Below are 23,221 nucleotides of genomic sequence, written 5' to 3'. Positions count from 1 at the left end.
GACGCGCATGGCCTTCCTGCTCTTCCAGCTCAACAGCCTGCGCAGCCGATTGGTGCTGCTGGTGCTGCTGGCGATCGCGCCGATCGCCGTCATGACCTTCGTGAACGGCGCGCGCGAACGCCAGCATGCGGTGGAAACCGCGCAGGAAAACCTGCAACGCCTGACCAACCTGGCCGCCGCCAACGAGGCGCAATCGATCGCCGGTGCGCGCCAGATCCTGCGCGACATCGCCAGCATTCCCGACCTGCTGGGCGACCAGGCCCATTGCAGCCGCCTGCTGGCCAACGTCCTGCGCCAGAATCCCGACTACGCCAATCTGGGCCTGATCCAGCTGAATGGCGACGTCACCTGCACCGCCGTGCCTTCCAAGGTGCCGGTCAACCTGGCCGACCGTTCCCACTTCCGCCGCGCCGTGCATCTGCGCCGCTTCGTCGCGGGCGGGTACGTATTCGGCCGTGTGATCCAGAAGCACACCGTCAACCTGACCTACCCGGTGCTCGACGACCAGGAGCGCGTGCAAGCCGTGGTGTTCGCCGCGCTCGACCTGACCAAGCTCGATCGCTTCGTGGCCGACATCCAGCTGCCGGCCGGCTCGTTGCTGCTGACCGCGGATTCCGAAGGCAAGATCATCTCGCGCAAGCCCAATCCGGAACAGTGGTTCGGCAAGCAGGTCTCGCTGGAGATGCGCAACGCCATGGCGGCCGAACCGGGCAAGCCGGTGATGCTGGAGGGGCCGGATGGTGTCCAGCGCCTGCACCGCTTCGCGCGCGTCGGCGCCAACGGCCTGTCCGATTACTCCGTCACGATCGGCATCCCGCTGGACGAAGTCACCGCCAGCGCGCGCCATGACCAGACGCTGGACTTGCTGGCACTGGCCGCCACCATCGGCCTGGCGCTGCTGGCCGCGTGGTTCGTGGGCGATGTGCTGGTGTTGCGGCGCGTGCAGTTGCTGGTCAACACCGCCAACCGCATCGCCTCCGGCACGCTGGAAGCGCGCAGCGGCATCACCTACGGCAAGGAGGAGATCAGCGAACTGGCGCGCGCGCTGGACGCCATGGCGGAAGCCCTGCAAGAGAAGGAACTCCAGCACCTGAAAGCGGAAAGCCAGTTGCGCGAGGCCGACCGCCGCAAGGATGAATTCCTCGCCATGCTGGCGCACGAGCTGCGCAATCCGCTGGCGCCGATCAGCGCCGGCGCGCAGTTGCTGCAAAGCGGCCATGCCAGCGACGATGCGGTGCAGCGCACCGCCGGCATCATCGTGCGGCAGGTGCATCACATGACGCGGCTGGTGGACGATCTGCTGGACGTGTCACGCGTCACACGCGGGCTGGTGACGCTGACGCGCGCACCGCTGGATGTGAAGAAAATCGTCGCCGACGCGGTGGAACAGGCAGAGCCCCTGCTCAAGGCGCGAGAACACGGCTTCGAAGTGGTGCTGCCGCCATATCCACTGGTGGTCACGGGCGACCACAAACGCCTGGTGCAGGTGCTGGTGAATGTGCTGAACAACGCCGCCAAGTACACGCCCGCCGGCGGCGCCATCAAACTCGCAGCACATGCGGAAGGCGGCAACGTCAAGCTGATTGTCAGCGACAACGGCATCGGCATGTCGCCGGAATTGCGCAGCCATGTATTCGATCTGTTCGCCCAGGCCGACCGCAATTCGGACCGTTCGCAAGGCGGGCTGGGACTGGGCCTGGCGCTGGTAAAGTCGCTGGTGGAGCTGCACGGCGGCAGCGTGGCGGTCGAGAGCGAAGGCGAACAAAAAGGCAGCACCTTCACCATTACCCTGCCCTGCACCACCCAGCAGCAGCCAGTGCAGGAACCGTCCGCCGGCGGCGTCAAGCCGGCGCAAAGGCTGCGCGTGCTGGTGGTGGACGACAACGCCGACGCCGCGCAAACCCTGCAACTGCTGCTGGAAGCCGGCGGCCATCAGGTCAGCGTGGCGCACAACGGACTGCAAGCGCTGGAACTGGCGCAGGCCACATCGCCGCAACTGTGCCTGCTGGATATCGGCCTGCCCGACATCAACGGCTACGACCTCGCGCGCGGCCTGCGCTCCCTGCCGCACACCGCGCAAGCCACGCTGGTGGCGGTCACCGGCTACGGCCGCCGCGAAGACCGCGAACAGGCGCGCGCCGCCGGCTTCGATCATTACTTTGTCAAACCGCTGGATGTGGAGGCGCTGATGGCGCTGATCGCCAGCCTGCCTTCCATCAATGGAGCTTCATGAAGCATCTGCTACTCAGCCTCGCCATCGCCGCCGCCTTGCCGGTCCACGCACAAGAACAGGAAATGGCGCGCATCGCCGCCCAGCCGGCGGTAAAACAGGCGCTGGCCTACATCGAAAAGAACGAAGCCACCACCACCGCCAACACGCTGGCCATCAACGCCATTCCTGCCCCCACCTTTGCCGAAGGCGCGCGCGCCCGCGATTACGCGGAACGCCTGAAAACACTGGGCCTGCAAGACGTGCATATCGACGGCGCCGGCAACGTGCTGGGCACGTATCGCGGCAGCGGCAAGGGACCGGTCGTGGTGCTGGCCGCGCACCTGGACACGGTCTACCCGGCCGGCACCGACCTCACGGTGCATGAGAAGGATGGCCGCTATTACTCGCCCGGCATCGCCGACAATGGCCGTTCGCTGGCCGCCATGCTGACCATCGTCGCCGCGCTGCGCGAGGCGCGCGTGCGGACCGAGGGTGACGTGCTGGTGGTCGCCAACGTCGGGGAGGAAGGCCTGGGCGATTTGAAAGGCGTGAAGTATCTGTTCAGCCAGCGCAAGGACATCAAGGCTTTCGTCGGCCTGGAGCCGGCGCTGGGCACGGATGGCGATCCGGTGACCTACATCGGCACCGGCAGCCGTCGTTTCAAGGTCACCATTCACGGGCCGGGTGGACATAGCTACGAAGGCTTCGGCCTGCCGTCGGCGGTGCATGCGCTGGGCCGCGCCATCGCCCGCATCGACGAGATCCGCGTGCCGGCGCAGCCCAAGGTCACGTTCAACGTCGGCGTGGTGCAAGGCGGGCAATCGGTAAACAGCATTTCGGCCGAAGCGTCGATGCTGATCGATATCCGCTCAGCCGATGCGCCGCTGCTGGCCAAAGTGGAACAACAAATCAAGGACGCCATTCAACAGGCGGTGGCCGACACCAATCAGCGCTGGAGCAGCAACGCCATCACCGCCGAGGTGGCGCTGATCGGCGACCGTCCCGCAGGCCAGATGGCGAAGGATGCGACGATTGTCAGGACCGCGCTGGCGGCGGCCACCGTGCAGGGCCGCCCGGCGCTGCTGGACAGCGCCCACTCGACCGATGCCAATCTGCCGATGAGCCTCGGCATCCCGGCCGTCACCATGTCCGGCGGCGGCAGCTCGGGTGGCTACCATTCGGAAAAGCTGGAATGGTGGTCGGCGCGCAATGCCCACACCGCGCCGCAGAACGTCATGCTGACCATCCTCGGCCTGGCCGGCGTGCAAGACGTGGCGGCGCCGCTGGCAAAATGAGGCTGCGGCTGATACTTGGGGATCAGCTGAATCCCCTGCACAGTTGGTTCTCGCGTCCGCAGGACGACGTGGTCTACGCCATGATGGAAGTACGGCAGGAGACCGACTACGTGCTGCACCACGCGCAGAAGATCATCGCCATCTTCGCCGCCATGCGCGACTTCGCGCGCCAGCTGCGCGCTGCCGGCCATCGCGTGCACTACCTCGCCATCGACGATGCGGACAACCGCCAGACCGTGCCGGGCAATCTGGATTACCTGCCGGCGCATCACGGCGCCACCGAATTCGCGTGGCAGGCGCCGGACGAATGGCGGCTGGACCAGCAACTGTCTGCCTACGCCGCTGCCCTGCCCATTCCGTCCGCGATGGAAGACACCGAACATTTCTACACCAACCGCGACGATGCGGCGCAGATCTTCGCCGGCCGCGAACACTGGCTGATGGAACAGTTCTACCGCCGCATGCGCACGCGCCACCGGGTGCTGATGTCGGATACCGGCAAGCCCGCTGGCGGCCAGTGGAACTTCGATCACGATAACCGCGAGGCATGGAACGGCATCCCGTGGGAACCGGCCGACCTGCGCGGCCGTCACGATCACAGCGCCCTGTGGCAAACTATTCAAGCCTCCGGCGCCAACAGCTTCGGCGAGCCGGATGCGGCGCAATTCGCATGGCCGCTGAATCAGCAGGAAGCCTTGCAGCAGCTGGAGCGCTTTGTCGAACACGCACTACCGCACTTCGGCCGCTTCCAGGATGCCATGAGCGTGAAAGCTTGGCGACTGTTCCATTCGCTGCTGTCGTTTGCCATGAACGTCAAGATGCTGTCGCCGCGCACCGTGGTGGAAAGGGTGGAAGCGGCGTACCGCGACGGCGCCGTGCCACTGGCCTCGGCCGAAGGCTACATCCGCCAGATACTGGGCTGGCGCGAATACGTGCGCGGCGTCTACTGGCATCGCATGCCGGGATACGACCGGCTGAACGCCTTCGACCATCACGCGCCGCTGCCGTCGTGGTTCTGGGACGGCCAGACCCGCATGCGCTGCGTGGCCGCCGCTATCGGCCAGTCCTTGCAGCATGCGCACAGCCACCACATCAACCGCCTGATGGTGATCGGGAACTTCGCGCTGCTGGCCGGCTTGTCGCCGCACGAGCTGCATCAGTGGTATCTGGGGATTTACATCGACGCCTTCGAATGGGTGGAGCTGCCCAACACGCTGGGCATGAGCCAGTTCGCCGACGGCGGCCTGCTGGCCACCAAGCCTTACGTCTCCAGCGCGGCCTATATCGACCGCATGAGCGACTACTGCAAGGGATGCCACTACGATAAAAAGGCCCGCACGGGCGAACGCGCCTGTCCGTACAACGCCTTGTACTGGGACTTCTTTGACCGCAATCGCGACCAGTTGGCGGGCAACCAACGCCTCGGCATGGTCTACCAGCAGCTGCGACGCATGGATGAAGGGGCGCTGGCGGCACTGCGCGAGCGCGCCGCCGACCTGCGTGGACGGCTGGCGGAGCTTTAAGTGCTGCCGCGCTGGATCAGTTCAAAGCCGGTGTTGACGATGCGCTCGGCAGAGTCGTCGCCGTTCAGGCGGTCCAGCAAGGCTTGCGCCGACAAGGCGCCGATCTTGGCGCCGTCCACCTTGACAGTCGATAGCGGCGGATTGGTGTAGCCGGAAAAATTCAGGTCGCCGAAACCCATGATGGCCAGGTCTTCCGGCACGCGCAGGCCGCGGCTTTGCGCTTCAATCAGCACACCGTGCGCCAGCGTGTCCGAACTACAGAAGATGGCGTCAATCTCCGGATGCTCGTCCAGCAGCGCCACCGCGCCCAGCCGCCCTTGCGGCAAGCCGCCCGGCGCCGGCATCTGGCGCGAGGCCACCACGTTGATGCCCTGCCGCGCCAGCGCCACCTGGAAGCCCTGGTTACGCTGGCCTGCGCGCGGGTCGTTCGCGGTCAGCATGCCGAAGCGGCGATAACCCTGCTCCAGCAGATGCGCGGCGCACGAATGCCCCACCTCCTCGTGCGAGAAGCCGATCACCATATCGATCGGATGCGGTGTCATGTCCCAGGTCTCGACCACCGGCGTGCCGATTTGCAGCAGGCGCTGGCGCGTACTGTCGGTGTGCAGCGAACCGGTGAGGATCACGCCATCCGGACGGCGGCTCAGGACAGTCTCGACCAGCATCTCCTCGCGCCAGGTTTCATAGCCGACGATACCCAGCAGCAGCTGATAGCCGGCGGCGGTGAGGCGGTCGGTGGCGCCCTGCACCATGTCGGCGAAGGTTTGCGTGGAAATGGTCGGCAGCACCAGCGCCACCAGCTTGCTGCGGCTGGATGCCAGGCCGCCGGCCAGCATGTTCTTGACGTAACCCGTGCGCTTGACCGCCTCCTGCACCTTTGCCAGCGTGGCCGGCTTCACCAGATGCGGCTCGTTCAGGGCGCGCGATACGGTAATCGGCGAGACGCCGGCCGACTTGGCGACGTCGATCAGTGTAACGGGGGTGGCGGGCATCTTTTCTCTCATGACGTTGATTGCGTAATCATTCTAACTGACAAATCAAAATGATTGCGCTATCATTATTTTACTAATAGGAGACAATATGCACCGCTACCTCGGCGCCGGCCTGCTGGCCCTGCTGCCCCTCGCTTCCCAGGCAGAACGCCACTCCATCAATGACGGCTGGCGCTTCCAGCGCGGCGATCCCGAGGGCTTTAGCGCCAAATTGCAATACGACGTACGTCCGGAGATCAGGCAAAGCGCCGATGGCAAGGTGGCCGACGCCCGCCCCGACGAGGCCGAGAAGGTCCAGCGCCCCGCCGAAGGCCTGCTCAAGCCGTGGATACTCCCGAGCGGCAACGCCTTCGTCGCCGATCCCGCCAAACGCGCGCCACGCCCGGCCGCCGATCCCGCCATTCCCCTGCCGTTGCTGCGCGCCGACTTTGACGACCGCGCATGGCGCGCCGTCACGCTGCCGCACGACTGGGCCATCGAAGGCCCCTTCCTGGCCACCGGCCCGTATGGTGGCATGGGTCGGCTGACCACGTGGGGCCCGGCGTGGTACCGCAAACAACTGGACATTCCGGCGCGCGACAAGGGCAAGTCCATCTTCCTCGACATCGACGGCGCCATGTCGCATGCCAGCGTGTGGCTCAACGGCCGGCTGGTGGGCGGCTGGCCCTACGGCTACAACGCGTTCCGCCTCGACCTCACGCCTTACGTGACGCCAGGCGGCAGCAACCAGCTGGCGATCCGGCTCGATAATCCGGCCGAGTCGGCGCGCTGGTATCCGGGCGCGGGCTTGTACCGCAATGTGTGGCTGTCGATGAACGATCCGGTACACGTGGCGCATTGGGGCACGGTGGTGCGCACGCCGGAAGTCTCGCGCGAAACGGCGCAGGTGGCGCTGGCCGTCACCGTCGATAACGACGGCAAGGAAGCCGCCGCGCTGGACGTCGGCACGCAGCTGTTCGTGCTGGGTGAAGACGGCAAGCGTAGCGGCAGCGCCGTCGCCACCCTGCCGGTGCAGCGCGTGAGCGTGGCCGCACGCGGCAGCGCCACCGTCAACGCCACGGCGCGCATCGCGCAGCCGCGTTTGTGGGGACCATTGCCGCAACAGCGGCCCAACCGCTATGTGGCCGTGACCACGGTCAGCCGCAACGGCATGGCGGTCGACAGCTACGAGACGCCGTTCGGCATCCGCTCGCTGCGTTTCGACCCTGACCACGGCCTGTTCGTCAACGGCGAAAAGATCATGATCAACGGCGTCAATAACCACCACGATCTCGGTGCGCTGGGCGCGGCCTTCAATGTGCGCGCCGCCGAGCGCCAGCTGCAAATGCTACAGGAGATGGGCGCCAATGCCGTCCGCATGAGCCACAACCCGCCGGCGCCGGAACTGCTGGAACTGACCGACCGCATGGGCATCCTGGTGATGGACGAAGTGTTCGATTCCTGGGAGCGCAAGAAAACCCCGCTCGACTTCCACCTGATCTTCCCCGACTGGTACGAGCAGGACTTGCGCGCCATGCTGCGGCGCGACCGCAATCACCCTTCCATCATCATGTGGAGCGTGGGGAACGAGGTGGGCGAACAATACACGGGCGAGGCCGGCGCGGCGATCGGCACCAAACTGGTGAACATCGCACGCGAAGAAGATCCGACCCGCCCCATTACCGGCGCCATGAACTACGCCAAGCCTGACATGGCCTTGCCGGCCACGGTGGACGTCATCAGCCTGAATTACCAGGGCGCCGGCATCCGCAGCCTGCCCGGCCAGTTCCCCGGCTTCCACCAGAAATTCCCCAACAAGATGATCCTGTCGACCGAGAGCGCGTCGGCGCTGAGCAGCCGTGGCGAATACCAGTTCCCGGTGCCGGGCGTGAACAGCGCGCCGGTACGGCCGGGCGCAGGCGGCGATCCGAAACGCCAGCAGGTCAGTGCCTACGAATTGTTCGCCGCCGATTTCGGCAGCTCCGCCGACCGCTCGTGGGCGGCGCAGGACCAGAACCCTTACGTGGCGGGCGAATTTGTGTGGACCGGCTGGGACTACCTCGGCGAGCCGACGCCCTACTACGGCGCGCGCAGTTCCTATTCGGGCATCATCGACCTGGCCGGCTTCCCGAAAGACCGCTACTACCTGTACCAGTCGCGCTGGCGTCCGGACCTGCCGCTGGCGCACCTGCTGCCGCATTGGACCTGGCCGGAGCGCGTGGGCGAAGTCACGCCGGTGCATCTGTTCACCTCCGGCGACGAGGCGGAGCTGTTCGTCAACGGCAAATCGCAAGGACGCCGCAAGAAAGCGCCCTACGAGTACCGCCTGCGCTGGGATTACGTGGTCTACGAACCGGGCGAAATCAGCGTGATCGCCTACAAGGACGGCAAGGAATGGGCGCGCTCCTCGGTGAAAACCGCGCAGGCGCCGGCTGCCTTGCAGGCCAGCGCCGACCGTGGCACCATCGCCGCCGATGGCCGCGACCTGTCCTTCATCACCGTGCGCGTGACCGACGCCAACGGCATCACCGCGCCGCGCGCCGACCAGCGTATCCGCTTCACGGTGGAAGGCCCGGGAGAGCTGGTCGCCACCGACAACGGCGATCCGACCAATCTTGAATCCTTCAAGTCGCCCGAACGCGCCGCCTTCAATGGCTTGGCGCTTGCCATTGTACGCACAAAGCCCGGTCAACGTGGCATCATCACGGTACGGGCCACGGCCGAAGGGCTGCAAACCGCCACCATACAACTACAAGGACGTTAAAAACATGATGAAGCGAGCCGCCTGTCTTGCCCTGCTGGCCGTCCTGTTTTCAGCACAGGCGCAGCCAGTGCAAAACTGGACACCCGACAACGGCAACGGCACCTTCACCAATCCGTTGTTCTACGACGAGTTCTCCGACCCGGACATCATCCGCGTGAACGACTGGTTCTACCTCACCGGCACCACCATGCACGCCATGCCAGGGCTGCCGGTGCTGCGTTCGAAAGACCTGGTCAACTGGGAACTCCTCAGCTACGCCGCCGAGCGCCTCGACTTCGGCCCGGCCTACCGGCTGGAGGGCGGCAAGAACATCTACGGCCAGGGCATCTGGGCGCCCAGCCTGCGCCACCGCAACGGCGTGTTCTACATCTTCAGCAATGTGAATGGACGCGGCACGCAGATCTATTCCGCCATCAATCCACGCGGCCCGTGGACGCACTGGGAAATGAAGCGCAGCCTGCACGACCTGTCGGTGCTGTTCGACGATGACGGCAAGGCCTACGCGGTGTGGGGGCATCAGGACCTGCACATCGCCCAGTTGACCGATGACCTGCTGGACATCGTGCCCAACACCGAGAAGGTGTTGTTCGCCAAGACCGACGGCATGGGCGAAGGCGCGCACTTCTACAAAATCGGCGGCAAGTACTACATCCTGAGCGCGAACTATGCGGGCGGCTTCCGCATGCCGGCCGCGCGCGCCGATCATGTGTACGGCCCATACGAAGTCAATCAGGCCATCAGCAAGGACGAAGGCTTTGGGCTGGTGCGCGGCTACCGCTTGAACAACAAGGCGTATCCATTTGACGTCAGCCCGCCGAATCCGGCCTCGCGCGATGGCACCGCCATGCACCAGGGCGGCATCGTGCTGACCGAGGCCGGTGAATGGTGGGGCTTCTCGATGATGGACTATAACTCGGTCGGCCGACTGCTCAGCCTTGCGCCGATCACGTGGAAGGACGGCTGGCCGTACTTTGGCCTGCCCGGCAACCTGGGACGCAATCCGCGCACCTGGGTCAAGCCGCGCACGGCGGAGCGGCAGCCGGTCAAAGTGCCGTTCGAGCGCAATGACGATTTCTCCGATCCGGCGCTCAAGCCGCTGTGGCAGTGGAACCATGTGCCAGTGGAAGACCGCTGGTCGCTCAGCGAGCGTCCCGGCTTCCTGCGTCTGCGCTCCATGCCCGCCACCTCGTTCTGGGACGCGCGCAACACGCTGACGCAGCGCGCCATCGGGCCGATGTCCACGCCCACCGTGGCGCTGGACGTGGCGGGCCTGCTGGATAATGATGTCGCCGGTCTCGCCTTGCTCAACCTGCCCTACGCCACGCTGGGTGTGGAGCGCAAAAACAGCAAGCTGTCATTGGCCTTGTTCGACCAGGCCCGCAACCAAACCGTGCGCGTGCCCATCACCGCCACCCGTTTGTGGCTGCGCGCCGATTGCGACTTCCTGAAAGAGAAAGCCCGCTTCAGCTATTCCACCGATGGCCAGAATTTCCAGCCGATCGGCGCCGAGTTCACCATGATCTTCCAGCTGACCACCTTCCAGGGCGTACGCTACGCGCTGTTCAATTACAACACCGGCAAGCAGAACGGCGGCGCGGCGGACTTCGACAGCATCGAGATCAACCAGCCCCACCCGCGCGGCCTGATGCGTCCCATCCCGTACGAGCGGGCGATCCAGCTGAAGGCTGCCGCTGGGCGGGCGCCGGCGCAAACGCTCAACTTCACCGTGCGCGACCTCGGCCTCGGCCGGGTGGCGCTGCAAGCGGGCGATAACTACCTGAGCATCGGCGCCGATGGCAGCGCTTCGCTTCAGGCCGCCCGTCCCGGCATTCCGCAAGCCTTCCAGTGGATGGAAACACCCACCGGCGAGCTGCTGCTGATGTCGCTGCAAACCAATTTCTACCTGCGCATCCACCCGCAAAGCGGCGCCCTCGTGGCCGACAGTCCCGGCCCCATCCCCGACGGCAGCGACGGCGTGCGCTTCAGCTGGTCGGCGTTGTAAAATCGCCGACTTTGCCGCCCTAACCTGATGAGATCGATTTTCCGACCGCTTGCCATTCTTGTTTTCGCCCTGTTTCTGAGCGGCTGCGCCGGCGTGCCGGCCCGCTCGGACCTGCCGGCGGCGCCGACGCCGCATACGGTTTATGTGGTGCAGTACGGCTGGCATACCGCGCTGTTGTTTGACGGCCCGTCCATCCTGGCCCGCAGCGGCAAGCTGAAAGCCGGTATCGGCGAGCACAAATATGTGCTGGTCGGCTGGGGCGACGGCGAGTATTTCGTGATGGCGCATCCGCCCTTGTCCAAGGCGGTGAAGGCGCTGGTGGCGTCGGACTATCCCGCCTTGCAGGTGGGCGGCCGCGACACCAATCCGCCGCTGGGCGCGCAGGCGGGCGACGTGGTCGCGCTGGCGGTGACGGAACGCGGCTTCCGCGAACTGGTGGACTATATCGACCGCAGCATCGCCGCCGCGCCGGACGGCACGCCCATCAACCTTGGCAAGCAACCCGACAATCCCGACCGCTTCTATCAGGCCACCGGCAACTACAGCCTGCTCAACAACTGCAATTCCTGGGTGGTGGGCGCGCTGCGGGCGGCCGAAATGCCGGTGTCCGGCTTCAACCTGACCGCGCGCGCCGTGTTCGAACAGGCGCAGCGCATCTCACAGCTGCAACAAGGCAGCTGACTTAGTACAGCACCACCGAACGGATCGACTCGCCGCTCTTCATCAGATCGAAGCCCTGGTTGATGTCTTCCAGCTTCAGGCGATGGGTGATCAGGTCGTCGATATTCAGCTTGCCTTCCATGTACCAATCAACGATCTTCGGCACGTCGGTGCGGCCGCGGGCGCCGCCAAAGGCCGAGCCTTTCCATTCACGACCGGTCACCAGCTGGAATGGACGGGTCGAGATTTCCTGGCCCGCCGCCGCCACGCCGATGATGAAGGACTGGCCCCAGCCCTTGTGCGTGCACTCCAGCGCCTGGCGCATGAGGGTGGTGTTGCCGACGCATTCGAAGCTGTAGTCGGCGCCGCCGTCGGTCAGCTGCACGATGGCGTCCACCACGTTTTCCACTTCATTTGGATTGATGAAGTGGGTCATGCCGAACTTGCGGCCGATCTCCTGGCGCGCCGGGTTGATGTCAATGCCGATGATCTTGTCGGCGCCGACCATCCTGGCCGCCTGAATGACGTTCAGGCCGATGCCGCCCAGGCCGAACACCACCACATTGGCGCCCGCCTCCACCTTGGCCGAGAACAGCACGGCACCCACCCCGGTGGTGACGCCGCAGCCGATGTAGCAGACTTTATCGAACGGCGCGTCGGAACGGATTTTCGCCAGCGCGATTTCCGGCACCACGATGTAGTTGGAGAAGGTGGAAGTGCCCATGTAGTGGAACAACGGCTTGCCATCCAGCGAAAAGCGGCTGGTGGCGTCCGGCATCAGACCCTTGCCCTGGGTGGCGCGGATAGCCTGGCACAGATTGGTCTTCTTCGACAGGCAGAATTTGCACTGGCGGCATTCCGGCGTGTACAGCGGGATGACGTGGTCGTCCTTCTTCAGCGTGGTGACGCCGGGACCGACGTCCACCACCACGCCCGCGCCCTCGTGGCCGAGGATGGCCGGGAACAAGCCTTCCGGATCGGCGCCGGACAGAGTGTAGTAATCGGTATGGCAAATGCCGGTGGCCTTGAGCTCGACCAGCACCTCGCCCGCGCGCGGGCCTTGCAGGTCGACTTCCTCGATGGTCAGCGGCGTGCCGGCGCGCCAGGCAACTGCGGCTTTGGTTTTCATGGTGTGCGGTTCCAGTAGCGATCAAAGCCGCCATTGTGGCCGCGTGCGCGCGCCGTGTGGCCGTAACGCGTCGAGAATGGCTGGAATTGATACAATAATGACCGGATTTTTCACAGCCCTGCCCGCACACCTCATGAAAACAGTCGATATCGTGGTCTATCCCGGATTCAAAGCGATGGAAGCGGTCGGCCCGATGTCGGTGTTCGAGTACGCCAACCTGCACTTGCAGCGGCGCGGCAAAGGCAGCGGCTACGACGTGCGCATCGCCTCGCACAAGACCGGGCCGGTGCGCTCGGACACGCTGATGTCGCTGGACGCCACCAAAGCCCTGAACACCCTGTCGCTGCCCGACAACGCCATCATCGTCGGCGCGCGCCACATCCAGGATGCGCTGGTGGACAGCGCCGCCATCACCGACTGGGTGGCGGCGGTGGCCGCGCGCATCGAGCGCCTGACCGCGCTGTGCTCGGGCGCCTTCTTCCTCGCCGCCGCCGGCGTCCTCGATGGCAAGCGCGCCACCACCCACTGGAGCGTGGCCGAACGCCTGCAAGCCGAATATCCGGCGATCGACGTCGATGCCGACGCCATCTTCGTGCGCTGCGAGAAGATCTGGACCTCGGCCGGCGTCACCGCCGGCATCGACCTGGCGTTGGCCCTGGTGGAGGAAGACTATGGGCGCGACCTGGCGCTGGAAGTGGCGACCGAGATGGTGGTGTTCCTCAAGCGTCCCGGCGGCCAGTCGCAATTCAGCGCCCACCTGCTAAGCGAGCGGACCACGCGGCCGAACATCCGCGAGCTGCAAAACTGGATACTGGACAACCTGCACCAGCGCCTGACCGTGGCGCAATTGTCGCAAAAAGCCATGATGAGCGAACGCCACTTCACCCGCGTGTTCCAGCAGGAAGTTGGTCTGAGCACGCAGGAATTCATCGAACAATGCCGCTTCGAGCGCGGCACCGGCCTGCTGGCCGAGCTGGCGCTACCGCTGAAAACCGTGGCCGCGCGCGCCGGCTTCAGCGATGAAGCCCACATGCGCCGCGTCTTCATGAAAAAGCTGGGCATCACGCCCAAGCTGTACCGCGAGCGCTTCGCCACCACCGGGGTAGATTAAAAAAATGCCGAGTGGTCGTATTTCACGGTTGATTGGCATTTCTGCTCAGCAGCAATATGAACCCGCCGTGCCTTGCAGGCGCACGTCAAAAGCTGGTCGGGGATCTGGCTTTGGAAAAGAATGCCCGCACAAGCTGCTCACCGACGGCGGTGTGCGCCTGGGGGGGGGGGGCGCGGGGTCAGCGATAAGAGAATCCGGTGTTGAATGCGCATCGCTATTTACTGAACTTGTTGTGCGACTCCCAGTGTCGCCGGTTTTGGTGCTGATTTTAAAGGACCAGTCGGAGGCTCCCCCGCAGTCGGACCAGCAGCTGCGGCACCGTTATTTGAACCAGCTGTTGCTGGAGCTGCGGGTACTTTTGGCGCACTTGGTACTGTAGGTGCGGCGGGAACGGCAGGTGCCGCAGGCACCACTGGAGCTGCCGCAACACCTGCAACGTCTGCATTGCCAGTCTGGCCAGCGATCGAAACTGCTGGAGCAACACCGGAAGTTGTCTTGCCATCTTCTTCAGGCTTTGGTGCAGCAGGCGCCACTTTTAGGGCGTTTGCCGCAGCCTCCAACCCGGTGACAATGTTGCATGCCGAATGGTACGCAATCGCATCAGCAATCGCACGATTCACAGGATATTCAACGAGCGACTTTTGACGTAATGCAGTGTACTGGACCAACAGACCCTCTCGCTGTTTGCTGATACCGCTGACGATCACATTCACGGTCAAATTGCTAAAATAAGTCTCGTCATAGAGTGTATTTACACCTGTGGCTACACCACTTCCAGCTGCAAGAATTTGTGCCGAAGATATCGGATGGGTTACGCTCGCAGCACCGGATAGCAGAAGTGAGAGACTGCCCCACCCCATCTTCGTCTGCGCCTTCGATGCAACCAGTTGCCGCAGGTAGTAGCCACACCGCTGATTGGAAGCCGCAAATATCCTATCCTGCAAATCATTACGAAGGTACTTGTACTTATCAGCCTTCGACGACAGCTCATTAGAAACAGTATCTTGATTGTTCAGATGATATTCCGCCAACAAGGCATTGATATCTATCCGCTCATATTTATCCGCACTTGATTGAGACTGCACCAACGAGCCCGCCCCACTCAAAAGATTATCTTCGGGGGGCATCATCTTTTCACGCAACATAGCGCACCCGGAAAGCAAAAAGGCAAAGGTCAAAAGCAATAGCAGCTTATTTCTCACGATTATTTCCCCAGTTAAGATATTACTTTTATAATATAAAAATTATAAAAGACAATTTTTGAGGGGAAACTATCAAAATGTCACATGATGCAAAAACGCGACTTAAGGCATGCTGCGGAAGGCGGTTCGGCCGTCCGATTCGACGGCGCATACAAAAAAATGCCGAGTGACCATCGGCCGCCTCGGCTTAACCACGTGGAATGAGGACTCCACACGGGAGACTGTTACCAATGCCAGATGCGCCACTGGAGCGAACACATTGTTATCGATAACTGAATTGATTCTAGCACAGCGGATTTCGATGTCAACAGATTTCTGTTATCGATAGCAGGAAATCCGCCTTGACCTACTCGCTGGCGGCGGTGGACTCGCGCACTTCCAGCCGGTACGGCATCAGCTGGTGCTTGGGCGGCACGTCGTGGCCGGCGCGGCGCTCTTTCACATGGTCGATCACCAGCTCCACCGCCGCCCTGCCCATCTCGGCGATCGGCTGGTGAATGGTGGTCAGTTCCGGCCACACGGTGACGGCCACCGGCGTATCGTCGAAGCCGGCGATCGCCACGTCTTCCGGCACCTGCAAGTGCAGTCCGTGGGCGACGGCGATGGCGGCGGCGGCCATGTCGTCGTTACTGGCGAAGATGGCGCTCGGACGGGTCTTCTGGCCCAGCAGCTCGCGCGCCGCCAGCAGGCCGGAACGGTAGGTGAACATGCCTTGGGCAATGCGCTCGGCCGGCACTTGCAGGCCCGCTTCGCGCATGGTGTCGATGAAGGCCTGGTAGCGCAGTTGCGCCGGCGTGTGCTCCGGGTCGCCCTTGATGAAGGCGATGTCGGTGTGCCCTTCCGACAGCAGATACTTGGTCATGGCGCGCGCGCCGTCATAGTCGTCGATGCGCACGGCCGACGCCTGCGGTGACGGTTTTGCGGTGGCCACCGCCACCGTCGGCATGCCGATTTCCTTGAGGTGCTTGAGCGCGGAGCGCGAATCGCACAGCGGCGGCGGCACCAGGATGCCGTCCGCGCCCACGCTGATCAGGCGCTCGATCGCCTTGCGCTGCGATTTCAGGTCGGCGCAATGCTCCAGAATCAGTTCCGCGCCGCTGCGGTTGCACTGGCCCATGGCGCCCACCAGGAAGGCGCTGAGGAAGGCGGCGCTGGGGTTGCTGTACAACAGGCCGACCCGCAGCGTGCCGACGCGGGCGGCGCGGGCCGCCACATTGACCTTGTAGCCCAGCTCGTCGATGGCGCGCATGACTTTCTCGCGCGTCTTGTCGCTGACGTGGGCATTGCCGTTGATGACGCGCGACACCGTCATCCCCGACACCTTGGCGCGCTCGGCGACGTCGTACAGGGTGACGCTGGCCCCCGGACGCAATGGCTCGTCCGGTACAGCCTTGTTATTCGTGGCACGTGGCATTGTTAAGCTCTCCAATGGCTATGCCCACAGGGAAGCACGCCATGTTATCGATTAAATTTTTTGTCATCCTACCCTAGATAACGCCCCTCGGCAAAAAAACGTGAAGTTTTCCTACATCTTTAGCCAAAGGCCGCGCAACAGAATGCCCTTTGCTTTTGGCGAAATAGTTCTGCTAGAATGTGATCGATAACAAATCATGGAGACTGATTCATGCTCGACAAAACTTACTACGCCACGCACCCCGACATGATGGCGCAGGCCAGCAACGATGACCTGCGTCAACGTTACCTGGTCACCGGCCTGTTCAATCCGGAGCGGATTTCACTCAACTACAGCCACGACGAGCGCTTCATCATCGGCGGCGCCCTGCCCCTGGATCAAACGCTGGCGCTGCCGCCGCAGCCGGCCACGCCCGGCGACGGCGCCGTGCCCTTCCTGGCCCGGCGCGAACTGGGCGTCATCAACGTCGGCGCCGGCGCCGGCCGCGTGACGGTCGACGGCGTCACCACCGAACTGGCGCCGCGCGACGGCCTGTACATCCCCATGGGCAGCGTCAGCGTGGAATTCAGCTCGGACGACGCCGGCAATCCGGCCCGCTTCTATCTGGCCTCGACACCGGCCCACGCCCGCTACGAGCTCAAGAAAATTACCCACGCCACCGCCGTTCCGCTGGAGCGCGGCAGCCTGGAAACCTCCAACGCCCGCACCATTTACCAGTACGTCATCCCCGGCGTCTGCCAGTCGGCGCAGTTGCTGCTCGGCCTGACCGAGCTGAAGACCGGGAGCGTCTGGAACACCATGCCGCCGCACGTGCACGAGCGCCGCTCGGAGGTCTATTTCTACTTCAACCTCGCCAGGGAACAGCGCATCTTCCATTTCATGGGCCAGCCCGATTCCGCGCGCCACATAGTTATCGATAACGAAGAAGCCGTGCTGTCGCCGCCATGGTCGATCCACATGGGTTCCGGCACCGCCAACTACGCCTTCATCTGGGCCATGGGCGGCGAAAACCTCGACTACACCGACATGAAGGTGCTGGACATCTGCCAGCTCAAATAAGAGACCACCATGCACAATCTGTTTGACCTGAGCGGGCGCACGGCGCTCGTCACCGGCGCCAACACGGGCCTGGGCCAGGCCATCGCCATCGCACTGGCCGAGGCCGGCGCCGATATCGTGGCGGCCGGCCGCAGCGATCCTGCCGACACCGCCGCCCGCGTGCGCGCCGCCGGCCGCCGCTTCCATGCCGTGCAGGCCGACCTGTCGCAACAGGATCAATTGCCCGGCGTGGTGGAGCAGGCGCTGGCCGCCTTCGGCCGGCTCGATATTCTGGTGAACAATGCCGGCATCATCCGCCGCGCCGACGCCATCGACGTCACCGAGGCGGACTGGGACGCGGTGCTGGACACCAACCTGAAGTCGCTGTTCTTCCTGTCGCAGGCCGCCGCGCGCCACATGCTGGCCAACGGCGGCGGCAAGATCATTAACGTGGCCTCGCTGCTGTCCTTCCAGGGCGGCGTCCGCGTGCCGGCCTACGCCGCCAGCAAGAGCGGCGTGGCCGGCCTGACGCATGCCCTGGCCAATGAATGGGCGGCGCGCGGCGTCAACGTCAACGCCATCGCGCCCGGCTATTTTTCCACCAATAACACGGCCGCCCTGCGCGCCGATCCCGAACGGGAGCCGCAAATCCTGGCCCGCATTCCGGCCGGACGCTGGGGCCAGCCGGGCGATCTGGCCGGCGCGGCGGTGTTCCTGGCCAGCGCCGCCAGCGATTATGTGCACGGCGTGCTGCTGCCGGTCGATGGCGGATGGCTGGCACGATGAGCAGTCCGAAGACGTCCGCCACCGGCCGCCAGCTGGCGCCGCAGATGTGGCGGCTGGAATGGGCTTACGGCAGCGCCGAGGTGCAGGCGCTGGGCGCGATGCTGGGACCGCTGCATTTCCGCCTCGACGCCGAGCGCGATTTGCAAGTCATGCACGTGGCGCCATGGGCCGGCACCACCAGCTCGCTCAGCCTGCCCGGCGTGCTGCGGCGCATGCGCGGCGAATGGCCGTGCGTGCCCTTCGGCCGCACCGACCTGCCGGCCGACCTGCCGCCGGACTGGATCGCCCTCAGCCCGGAGGACAGCTGGTCGCACGGCTACAGCGCCAATCACCGCTGGCACTGCGAGCACGCCAGCAGCGAGCGCGTCTGCATGGCCATCGACTATCCCGAGGACTCGCCCATCGCCCGCATCGAGCGCCACCTGCAAGCCGTGCCGGACGCGCCGGCGCTGGACATGGAACTGGTGATCCGGCCGCGCCGCAGCCTGCGCCTGCCGGCCGGCCTGCATCCGACCTTCCGCCTGCCGCATCCGAGCGGCCGGGTCAGGCTGGAGCTGGGCGAGCACGCCGGCATCTTCAGCTATCCCAGCGGCAGCGCCGGCGCCATCAGCCGGCTGCTGCCCGATACCCGCTCGGAACGCCTGGACGCGCTGGCCGGCCTGCACGGCCCACTCGACCTCAGCCACCTGCCCCTGCGCGAGGACGGCGAAGAACTGCTGCAAGTACGGGCGCTGCAAGCCGGACGCCATGCCGCCCCCTTCAGCCTGAATTACCTCGACTACGACGCCCACGTCGGCATGTGGTGGGACACCCGCCAGTTCCCCGACCTGATGCTATGGCTCAGCAACCGGGGCCGGCCGGAATTCCCATGGCAAGGCCGCCACGTGGCGTTGGGTGCGGAGCCGGTCAACAGCGTGTTCGACCTGAGCCGCGTGGCGCATCCGCCAAAGGACCACCCGCTGGCCGACCGCCTGGGCATCACCCTGCAAGCCGGCCAGCCATGGCGCACCCGATACCGCATTGCCGCCTGGAGCGGCGCCCTGCCAGCCCGCCTGGCGCCATCTTTTACTGACTGGAGTCCGACATGACGCCGCAATTCCGATCCCCCGAAGCGCTGCAACAACACATCCAGGAAACCATGCGTTTCTATCACCCGCGTTGCATCGACGCCAGCGGCGGCTTCTATCACTTCTTCAAGGACGACGGCACGGTCTACGACCGCGAAACCCGCCACCTGGTCAGCAGCACGCGCTTCGTCTTCAACTACGCCATGGCACACCGTCATTTCCCCGGCGACGAATACCTGAACGCGGTACGCCACGGCGTCGCCTTCCTGCGCGAGGTGCACCGCGATCCGGCCACCGGCGGCTACGCCTGGCAGCTGCGCTGGGATGGCCAGCGGAAAACCGTCGAGGATGGCGACAACCACTGCTACGGCCTGGCCTTCGTGCTGCTGGCCTACGCGCAGGCGCTGGCCGCCGGCATCGAAGAGGCGCGCCAGTGGATGGCCGAGGTCTACGATCTGATGGAGCGGCACTTCTGGGAGGAACAACACGGCCTGTACGCCGACCAGGCGTCGGCCGACTGGAAGGTCCTGCCGTATCGCGGCCAGAACGCCAATATGCACGCCTGCGAGGCGCTGATCACCGCTTACGAGGCCAGCGGCGAGCACCGCTACCTGCTGCGCGCGGAAAAAGTGGCGCGCAACATCACGCAGCGCCAGGCTGGGCTGTCCGGCGGCCGCATCTGGGAACACTACGACGCCAACTGGCAGATCGACTGGGACTACAACCGCGACGACAAGACCAATATCTTCCGTCCATGGGGCTACCAGCCCGGCCACTTCACCGAATGGGCCAAGCTGCTCCTGCTGCTGGAGCGCCACCTGTCGGCCGACTGGCTGCTGCCGCGCGCCATCGCCCTGTTCGACGACGCCGTCGACCACGCGTGGGACAACCAGCACGGCGGCCTGGTGTACGGCTTCGGCCCGGACAACGACATCTGCGATGGCGACAAATACTTCTGGGTGCAAGCCGAATCGCTGGCCGCCGCCGCCGTGCTGGCGGTGCGCACCGGCGAGGAGCGCTTCTGGGACGAATACGACCGCCTGTGGCGCTACAGCTGGACCCACATGATCGATCACCGCCATGGGGCCTGGTACCGCATCCTGAGCCGCGACAACCGCAAGCTCAGCGATGAGAAGAGCCCGGCCGGCAAGACCGACTACCACACCATGGGCGCCTGCTACGAAGTGCTGCGCGCCCTGGGGAGCGAGGCATGAATACCCTGCCCCTGTTTGTCTCGGCCGGCGAAGCCCTCACCGACCTGGTGCGCACCGGCCCCGATCAATGGACCAGCCTGACCGGCGGCGCCGGCCTCAACGTCGCGCGCGCCATGGCGCGGCTGGGCGTGCCCAGCGCCTTCGCCGGCGCCATCTCCAACGACGTATTCGGCCTGGCGCTGCAAGCCAGCGCGCAGGAAGCCGGCCTCGATCCGCGCTTCCTGCAACTGAACGACCGCCCGCCGCTGCTGGCGGTGGTGCACGAAACCGCGCCGCCGGACTACTTCTTCATCGGCGAAAACAGCGCCGACCAGCAGTTCGCGCCGTGGGATTTGCCCGCCGGCTGGGAGCGCGAAGCACGCTGCGTGCACTTTGGCGGCATCAGCCTGGCGCGTCCGCCGCTGGCCGACCGCTTGCTGTCGCTGGCGTGCGGCCTGAAGTCCGCCGGGGTCAAGATCAGCTATGATCCCAATTTCCGCAAGCTGATGGATGAGCGTTACGATCCCATGCTGCGCAAGATGGCGGCGCTGGCCGATGTGATCAAGGTCTCGGACGAGGACTTGACCGGTCTGTTCCGCACCACCGACCTGCGCCAGGCCCTCGCCAGCCTGCGCGCCCTCAACCCGGAGGCCAGTATTTTGCTGACATGCGGCGCCGCGGGCGCGGAATTCCACAGCGGCGGGCAAGCCTGGCATGCCCGGCCGCCCGCCATCAAGGTGGCCGACACCATCGGCGCCGGCGATGCCAGCATCTGCGCGCTGTTGTACAGCCTGATGCAGTACCCTCAGGCCACCGGCATGGGACATTTGCGCATGGCCGTCGCCGCCGGCGCCGCCGCCTGCATGCAGGCCGGCGCCACGCCACCTACCCTCAAACAGATCGAGGCGCTGGCGCCGTCGGTCTACGTTACGCAGGAAGAAAGCACCGTATGCGTCGCCTGATTACAGCATTGATTCTGTTGGTTTGCGGCCTGGCGCAGGCCGCTGGACTGGAAGAGCAGCTTGCCTCGCCGGATGGCAAGATCGTCCTCACCGTACAGCAAAAGACTGATGCCGCCGGCAAGCGCGCGCTCTACTACAGCGTGCGCTACGGCGAGCAGACGATGATCCGCGAATCGCTGCTGGAACTGCGGCTCGACAATCACCTGTCCGAGAGCGCCATGGCGCTGCCGGTCGACCGCCGCGCGCGCTGGTTCGAGAACCTGGCCGTGACCGGCGTGCGCCGCGACAGCCATGACAGCAGCTGGACCCCGGTCACCGGCGAAACCGCCCGCATCCGCGACCACTACCAGGCCATGGCCATCGATCTGGTCAAGGACGACAACCCGGTCTACAAGCTGTCGGTGGAGGCGCGCGCCTACAACGAAGGCGTGGCACTGCGCTTCGCCTTTCCGGAAAACGAGAAAGGCAGCTACTACCGGGTGATCGGCGAGGACATCGAATTCGCCCTGCCGGCCGGCACCAGGGCCTGGTACCACGGCTGGGCGCAAGCGCCCTACAAGCTGCTGCCGCTGCGCGACTGGCCCGACCAGTCCGAGCGCCCGCTGACGCTGGAACTGCCCAACGGCCTGCACGTCGCCCTGCTGGAAGCGCAGATGGTGGACTACGCCCGCACCAAGTTCAAGCTCAGCGCCGACAAGCCGGACACGCTGGTCACCGCCATGCACGACGTGGCCGACCTGATCTCGCCCTTCGCCACGCCATGGCGCGGCATCATGATCGCGCACACCCCGGGCCAGCTGGTGGAAAACAACCACTTCATTCTCAACCTGAACCAGGCCACGCCGCTGGCCGACACCGCATGGATCAAGCCCGGCAAGATCATGCGCGTGATGACCCAGACCACCGCCGCCGCCAAGGCCAATATCGACTTTGCCGCGCGCCACAAGCTGGAATACATCCTGTTCGACTGGAAATGGTACGGCCCGGCCTTCTCCTTCGGCTCGGACGCCACCAAGGTCGCCATCCCGGACTTCGACCTGCCGGCCATCATCGCCTACGCCAGGGAGCGCGGCATCGGCGTGTGGCTGTACGTGAACCAGCAGGCGCTGCTAACCCAGTCCGACACCCTGTTCCAGACCTACCGCGACTGGGGCGTCAAAGGCGTCAAGTTCGGCTTCGTGCAGGTCGGCTCGCACCGCTGGACCACGTGGGTGGAGAAAGCCATCCGCCAGGCCGCCGCCGCCGGCATCATGGTCAACATCCACGACGACTGGCGCCCGACCGGCGAACAGCGCACCTGGCCCAACCTGCTGACCTCCGAGGGCATACGCGGCAACGAGGAAATGCCGGACGCCACCCACAACACCGTGCTGCCGTTCACGCGCTACCTGGCCGGCGCGGCCGACTACACCATCTGCTACTACGATCCGCGCATCAAGACCACGCACGCCCACCAGCTGGCGCTGGCCGTGGTGTATTACAGCCCGCTGCAAACCCTGTACTGGTACGACAAGCCGGAAATGTCGCGGGACGAGCCGGAACTGGCGTTCTGGGACCGCATTCCCACCGTCTGGGATGAAACCAGGGTGCTGGACGGCGCACCGGGCCGCAACGTCAGCATCGCCCGCCGCAGCGGCAAGGAATGGTATGTCGGCGCCATCACCAACAACGACGCGCGCACGGTACAGCTCAAACTGGACTTCCTGCCGGCCGGCCAGCGCTACGAAGCCACCATTTACGCCGACGACGCCAGCGCGCCCACCCGCACCAAGGTCGGCATCCGCCGCCAGAACGTCGACGCCAACACCGTGCTGACGCTGGCCATGCCGGCCTCCGGCGGCCAGGCCCTGTGGCTGCGGCCTCTTGACAGTCCGCCCCAAGCGCGATAGGTT

The 23,221-nt window shown here is 65.0% G+C and carries 17 protein-coding genes; 13 read left to right on the top strand and 4 right to left on the bottom strand.

Annotated features, from left to right (window positions below):
* Positions 1-7: 7 nt before the first annotated feature.
* From GM676_RS00560 to GM676_RS00550, 3 genes are read left to right on the top strand one after another with little or no spacing between them, the layout of a single operon-like run.
* Positions 8-2,233, top strand: a complete 2,226-nt coding sequence (locus GM676_RS00560; RefSeq protein WP_155461436.1) for a hybrid sensor histidine kinase/response regulator — start codon at positions 8-10, stop codon at positions 2,231-2,233.
* Positions 2,230-3,507, top strand: a complete 1,278-nt coding sequence (locus GM676_RS00555; protein ID WP_155461435.1) for a M20/M25/M40 family metallo-hydrolase — start codon at positions 2,230-2,232, stop codon at positions 3,505-3,507. Before GM676_RS00560 ends, GM676_RS00555 begins: the two co-directional genes overlap by 4 nt.
* Positions 3,504-5,030 (top strand): cryptochrome/photolyase family protein, encoded by a 1,527-nt coding sequence (locus tag GM676_RS00550; RefSeq protein WP_211923120.1) that lies wholly within the window; start codon positions 3,504-3,506, stop codon positions 5,028-5,030. Before GM676_RS00555 ends, GM676_RS00550 begins: the two co-directional genes overlap by 4 nt.
* Here GM676_RS00550 and GM676_RS00545 read toward each other — a convergent pair.
* Positions 5,027-6,022, bottom strand: coding sequence for a LacI family DNA-binding transcriptional regulator (locus GM676_RS00545; protein WP_229262468.1), 996 nt, complete (start codon positions 6,020-6,022; stop codon positions 5,027-5,029). The genes GM676_RS00550 and GM676_RS00545 overlap by 4 nt on opposite strands.
* Before the next feature lie 88 nt (positions 6,023-6,110).
* Here GM676_RS00545 and galB point away from each other — a divergent pair, with 88 nt between their 5' ends.
* From galB to GM676_RS00530, 3 genes are read left to right on the top strand one after another with little or no spacing between them, the layout of a single operon-like run.
* A complete protein-coding gene (gene galB, locus GM676_RS00540) occupies positions 6,111-8,765 on the top strand; it encodes a beta-galactosidase GalB (protein ID WP_155461432.1) in 2,655 nt (884 codons plus the stop codon).
* A gap of 4 nt (positions 8,766-8,769) precedes the next feature.
* Complete coding sequence (locus GM676_RS00535; RefSeq protein WP_155461431.1) at positions 8,770-10,767, top strand: glycoside hydrolase family 43 protein; 1,998 nt, start codon at positions 8,770-8,772, stop codon at positions 10,765-10,767.
* Between the two features lie 27 nt (positions 10,768-10,794).
* The gene (locus GM676_RS00530) at positions 10,795-11,448 is read left to right on the top strand and encodes a DUF2459 domain-containing protein (protein WP_155461430.1); all 654 of its coding nucleotides are present in this window, start codon (positions 10,795-10,797) and stop codon (positions 11,446-11,448) included.
* A gap of 1 nt (position 11,449) precedes the next feature.
* On the opposite strand, the gene GM676_RS00525 is transcribed toward GM676_RS00530, so the two are convergent.
* Positions 11,450-12,556 (bottom strand): S-(hydroxymethyl)glutathione dehydrogenase/class III alcohol dehydrogenase, encoded by a 1,107-nt coding sequence (locus tag GM676_RS00525; RefSeq protein ID WP_155461429.1) that lies wholly within the window; start codon positions 12,554-12,556, stop codon positions 11,450-11,452.
* A 133-nt stretch (positions 12,557-12,689) separates the two neighbouring features.
* On the opposite strand from GM676_RS00525, the gene GM676_RS00520 reads away from it, so the two are divergent.
* The gene (locus tag GM676_RS00520; RefSeq protein ID WP_170304181.1) at positions 12,690-13,667 is read left to right on the top strand and encodes a GlxA family transcriptional regulator; all 978 of its coding nucleotides are present in this window, start codon (positions 12,690-12,692) and stop codon (positions 13,665-13,667) included.
* 218 nt (positions 13,668-13,885) lie between these two features.
* Here the strand turns inward: GM676_RS00520 and GM676_RS00515 are convergent, their stop codons facing one another.
* Both GM676_RS00515 and GM676_RS00510 read right to left on the bottom strand, forming a co-directional pair.
* Positions 13,886-14,869 (bottom strand): hypothetical protein, encoded by a 984-nt coding sequence (locus GM676_RS00515; protein ID WP_155461427.1) that lies wholly within the window; start codon positions 14,867-14,869, stop codon positions 13,886-13,888.
* A 346-nt stretch (positions 14,870-15,215) separates the two neighbouring features.
* On the bottom strand, positions 15,216-16,283 hold the full coding sequence (locus tag GM676_RS00510) for a LacI family DNA-binding transcriptional regulator (RefSeq protein ID WP_155461426.1): 1,068 nt from the start codon (positions 16,281-16,283) through the stop codon (positions 15,216-15,218).
* Between the two features lie 210 nt (positions 16,284-16,493).
* Between GM676_RS00510 and kduI the strand changes: the two genes are divergently transcribed.
* The 6 genes from kduI to GM676_RS00480 are packed head-to-tail and all read left to right on the top strand — an operon-like array spanning position 16,494 to position 23,218.
* Entirely contained in the window at positions 16,494-17,342 is an 849-nt protein-coding gene (kduI, locus tag GM676_RS00505; protein ID WP_155461425.1) for a 5-dehydro-4-deoxy-D-glucuronate isomerase, read from the top strand.
* Positions 17,343-17,351: 9 nt separating this feature from the next.
* A complete protein-coding gene (gene kduD, locus GM676_RS00500) occupies positions 17,352-18,107 on the top strand; it encodes a 2-dehydro-3-deoxy-D-gluconate 5-dehydrogenase KduD (protein ID WP_155461424.1) in 756 nt (251 codons plus the stop codon).
* Positions 18,104-19,195 (top strand): aldose epimerase family protein, encoded by a 1,092-nt coding sequence (locus tag GM676_RS00495; protein WP_155461423.1) that lies wholly within the window; start codon positions 18,104-18,106, stop codon positions 19,193-19,195. Before kduD ends, GM676_RS00495 begins: the two co-directional genes overlap by 4 nt.
* Positions 19,192-20,388 carry an AGE family epimerase/isomerase gene (locus GM676_RS00490; protein WP_155461422.1) on the top strand — a complete coding sequence of 399 codons (1,197 nt, stop codon included), beginning with the start codon at positions 19,192-19,194 and terminating at the stop codon, positions 20,386-20,388. Before GM676_RS00495 ends, GM676_RS00490 begins: the two co-directional genes overlap by 4 nt.
* Entirely contained in the window at positions 20,385-21,329 is a 945-nt protein-coding gene (locus GM676_RS00485) for a carbohydrate kinase family protein (RefSeq protein ID WP_155461421.1), read from the top strand. Before GM676_RS00490 ends, GM676_RS00485 begins: the two co-directional genes overlap by 4 nt.
* On the top strand, positions 21,317-23,218 hold the full coding sequence (locus tag GM676_RS00480) for a glycoside hydrolase family 97 protein (RefSeq protein ID WP_155461420.1): 1,902 nt from the start codon (positions 21,317-21,319) through the stop codon (positions 23,216-23,218). The genes GM676_RS00485 and GM676_RS00480 overlap by 13 nt, the downstream gene beginning before the upstream one ends.
* The last annotated feature ends 3 nt before the right edge of the window (positions 23,219-23,221 follow it).

The sequence above is a fragment of the Duganella radicis genome, assembly GCF_009720825.1.
Lineage (GTDB): Bacteria > Pseudomonadota > Gammaproteobacteria > Burkholderiales > Burkholderiaceae_D > Rugamonas > Rugamonas radicis.
This window is presented reverse-complemented; position numbering and strand designations above follow the sequence as displayed.

Bases quoted from the DNA above. Each gene is read 5' to 3' on its own strand.
- GM676_RS00560 (WP_155461436.1), top strand. From the start codon at position 8: ATGGCCTTCCTGCTCTTCCAGCTCAACAGCCTGCGCAGCCGATTGGTG.
- GM676_RS00555 (WP_155461435.1), top strand. From the start codon at position 2,230: ATGAAGCATCTGCTACTCAGCCTCGCCATCGCCGCCGCCTTGCCGGTC.
- GM676_RS00550 (WP_211923120.1), top strand. From the start codon at position 3,504: ATGAGGCTGCGGCTGATACTTGGGGATCAGCTGAATCCCCTGCACAGT.
- GM676_RS00545 (WP_229262468.1), bottom strand. From the start codon at position 6,022: ATGCCCGCCACCCCCGTTACACTGATCGACGTCGCCAAGTCGGCCGGC.
- galB (WP_155461432.1), top strand. From the start codon at position 6,111: ATGCACCGCTACCTCGGCGCCGGCCTGCTGGCCCTGCTGCCCCTCGCT.
- GM676_RS00535 (WP_155461431.1), top strand. From the start codon at position 8,770: ATGATGAAGCGAGCCGCCTGTCTTGCCCTGCTGGCCGTCCTGTTTTCA.
- GM676_RS00530 (WP_155461430.1), top strand. From the start codon at position 10,795: ATGAGATCGATTTTCCGACCGCTTGCCATTCTTGTTTTCGCCCTGTTT.
- GM676_RS00525 (WP_155461429.1), bottom strand. From the start codon at position 12,556: ATGAAAACCAAAGCCGCAGTTGCCTGGCGCGCCGGCACGCCGCTGACC.
- GM676_RS00520 (WP_170304181.1), top strand. From the start codon at position 12,690: ATGAAAACAGTCGATATCGTGGTCTATCCCGGATTCAAAGCGATGGAA.
- GM676_RS00510 (WP_155461426.1), bottom strand. From the start codon at position 16,283: ATGCCACGTGCCACGAATAACAAGGCTGTACCGGACGAGCCATTGCGT.
- kduI (WP_155461425.1), top strand. From the start codon at position 16,494: ATGCTCGACAAAACTTACTACGCCACGCACCCCGACATGATGGCGCAG.
- kduD (WP_155461424.1), top strand. From the start codon at position 17,352: ATGCACAATCTGTTTGACCTGAGCGGGCGCACGGCGCTCGTCACCGGC.
- GM676_RS00495 (WP_155461423.1), top strand. From the start codon at position 18,104: ATGAGCAGTCCGAAGACGTCCGCCACCGGCCGCCAGCTGGCGCCGCAG.
- GM676_RS00490 (WP_155461422.1), top strand. From the start codon at position 19,192: ATGACGCCGCAATTCCGATCCCCCGAAGCGCTGCAACAACACATCCAG.
- GM676_RS00485 (WP_155461421.1), top strand. From the start codon at position 20,385: ATGAATACCCTGCCCCTGTTTGTCTCGGCCGGCGAAGCCCTCACCGAC.
- GM676_RS00480 (WP_155461420.1), top strand. From the start codon at position 21,317: ATGCGTCGCCTGATTACAGCATTGATTCTGTTGGTTTGCGGCCTGGCG.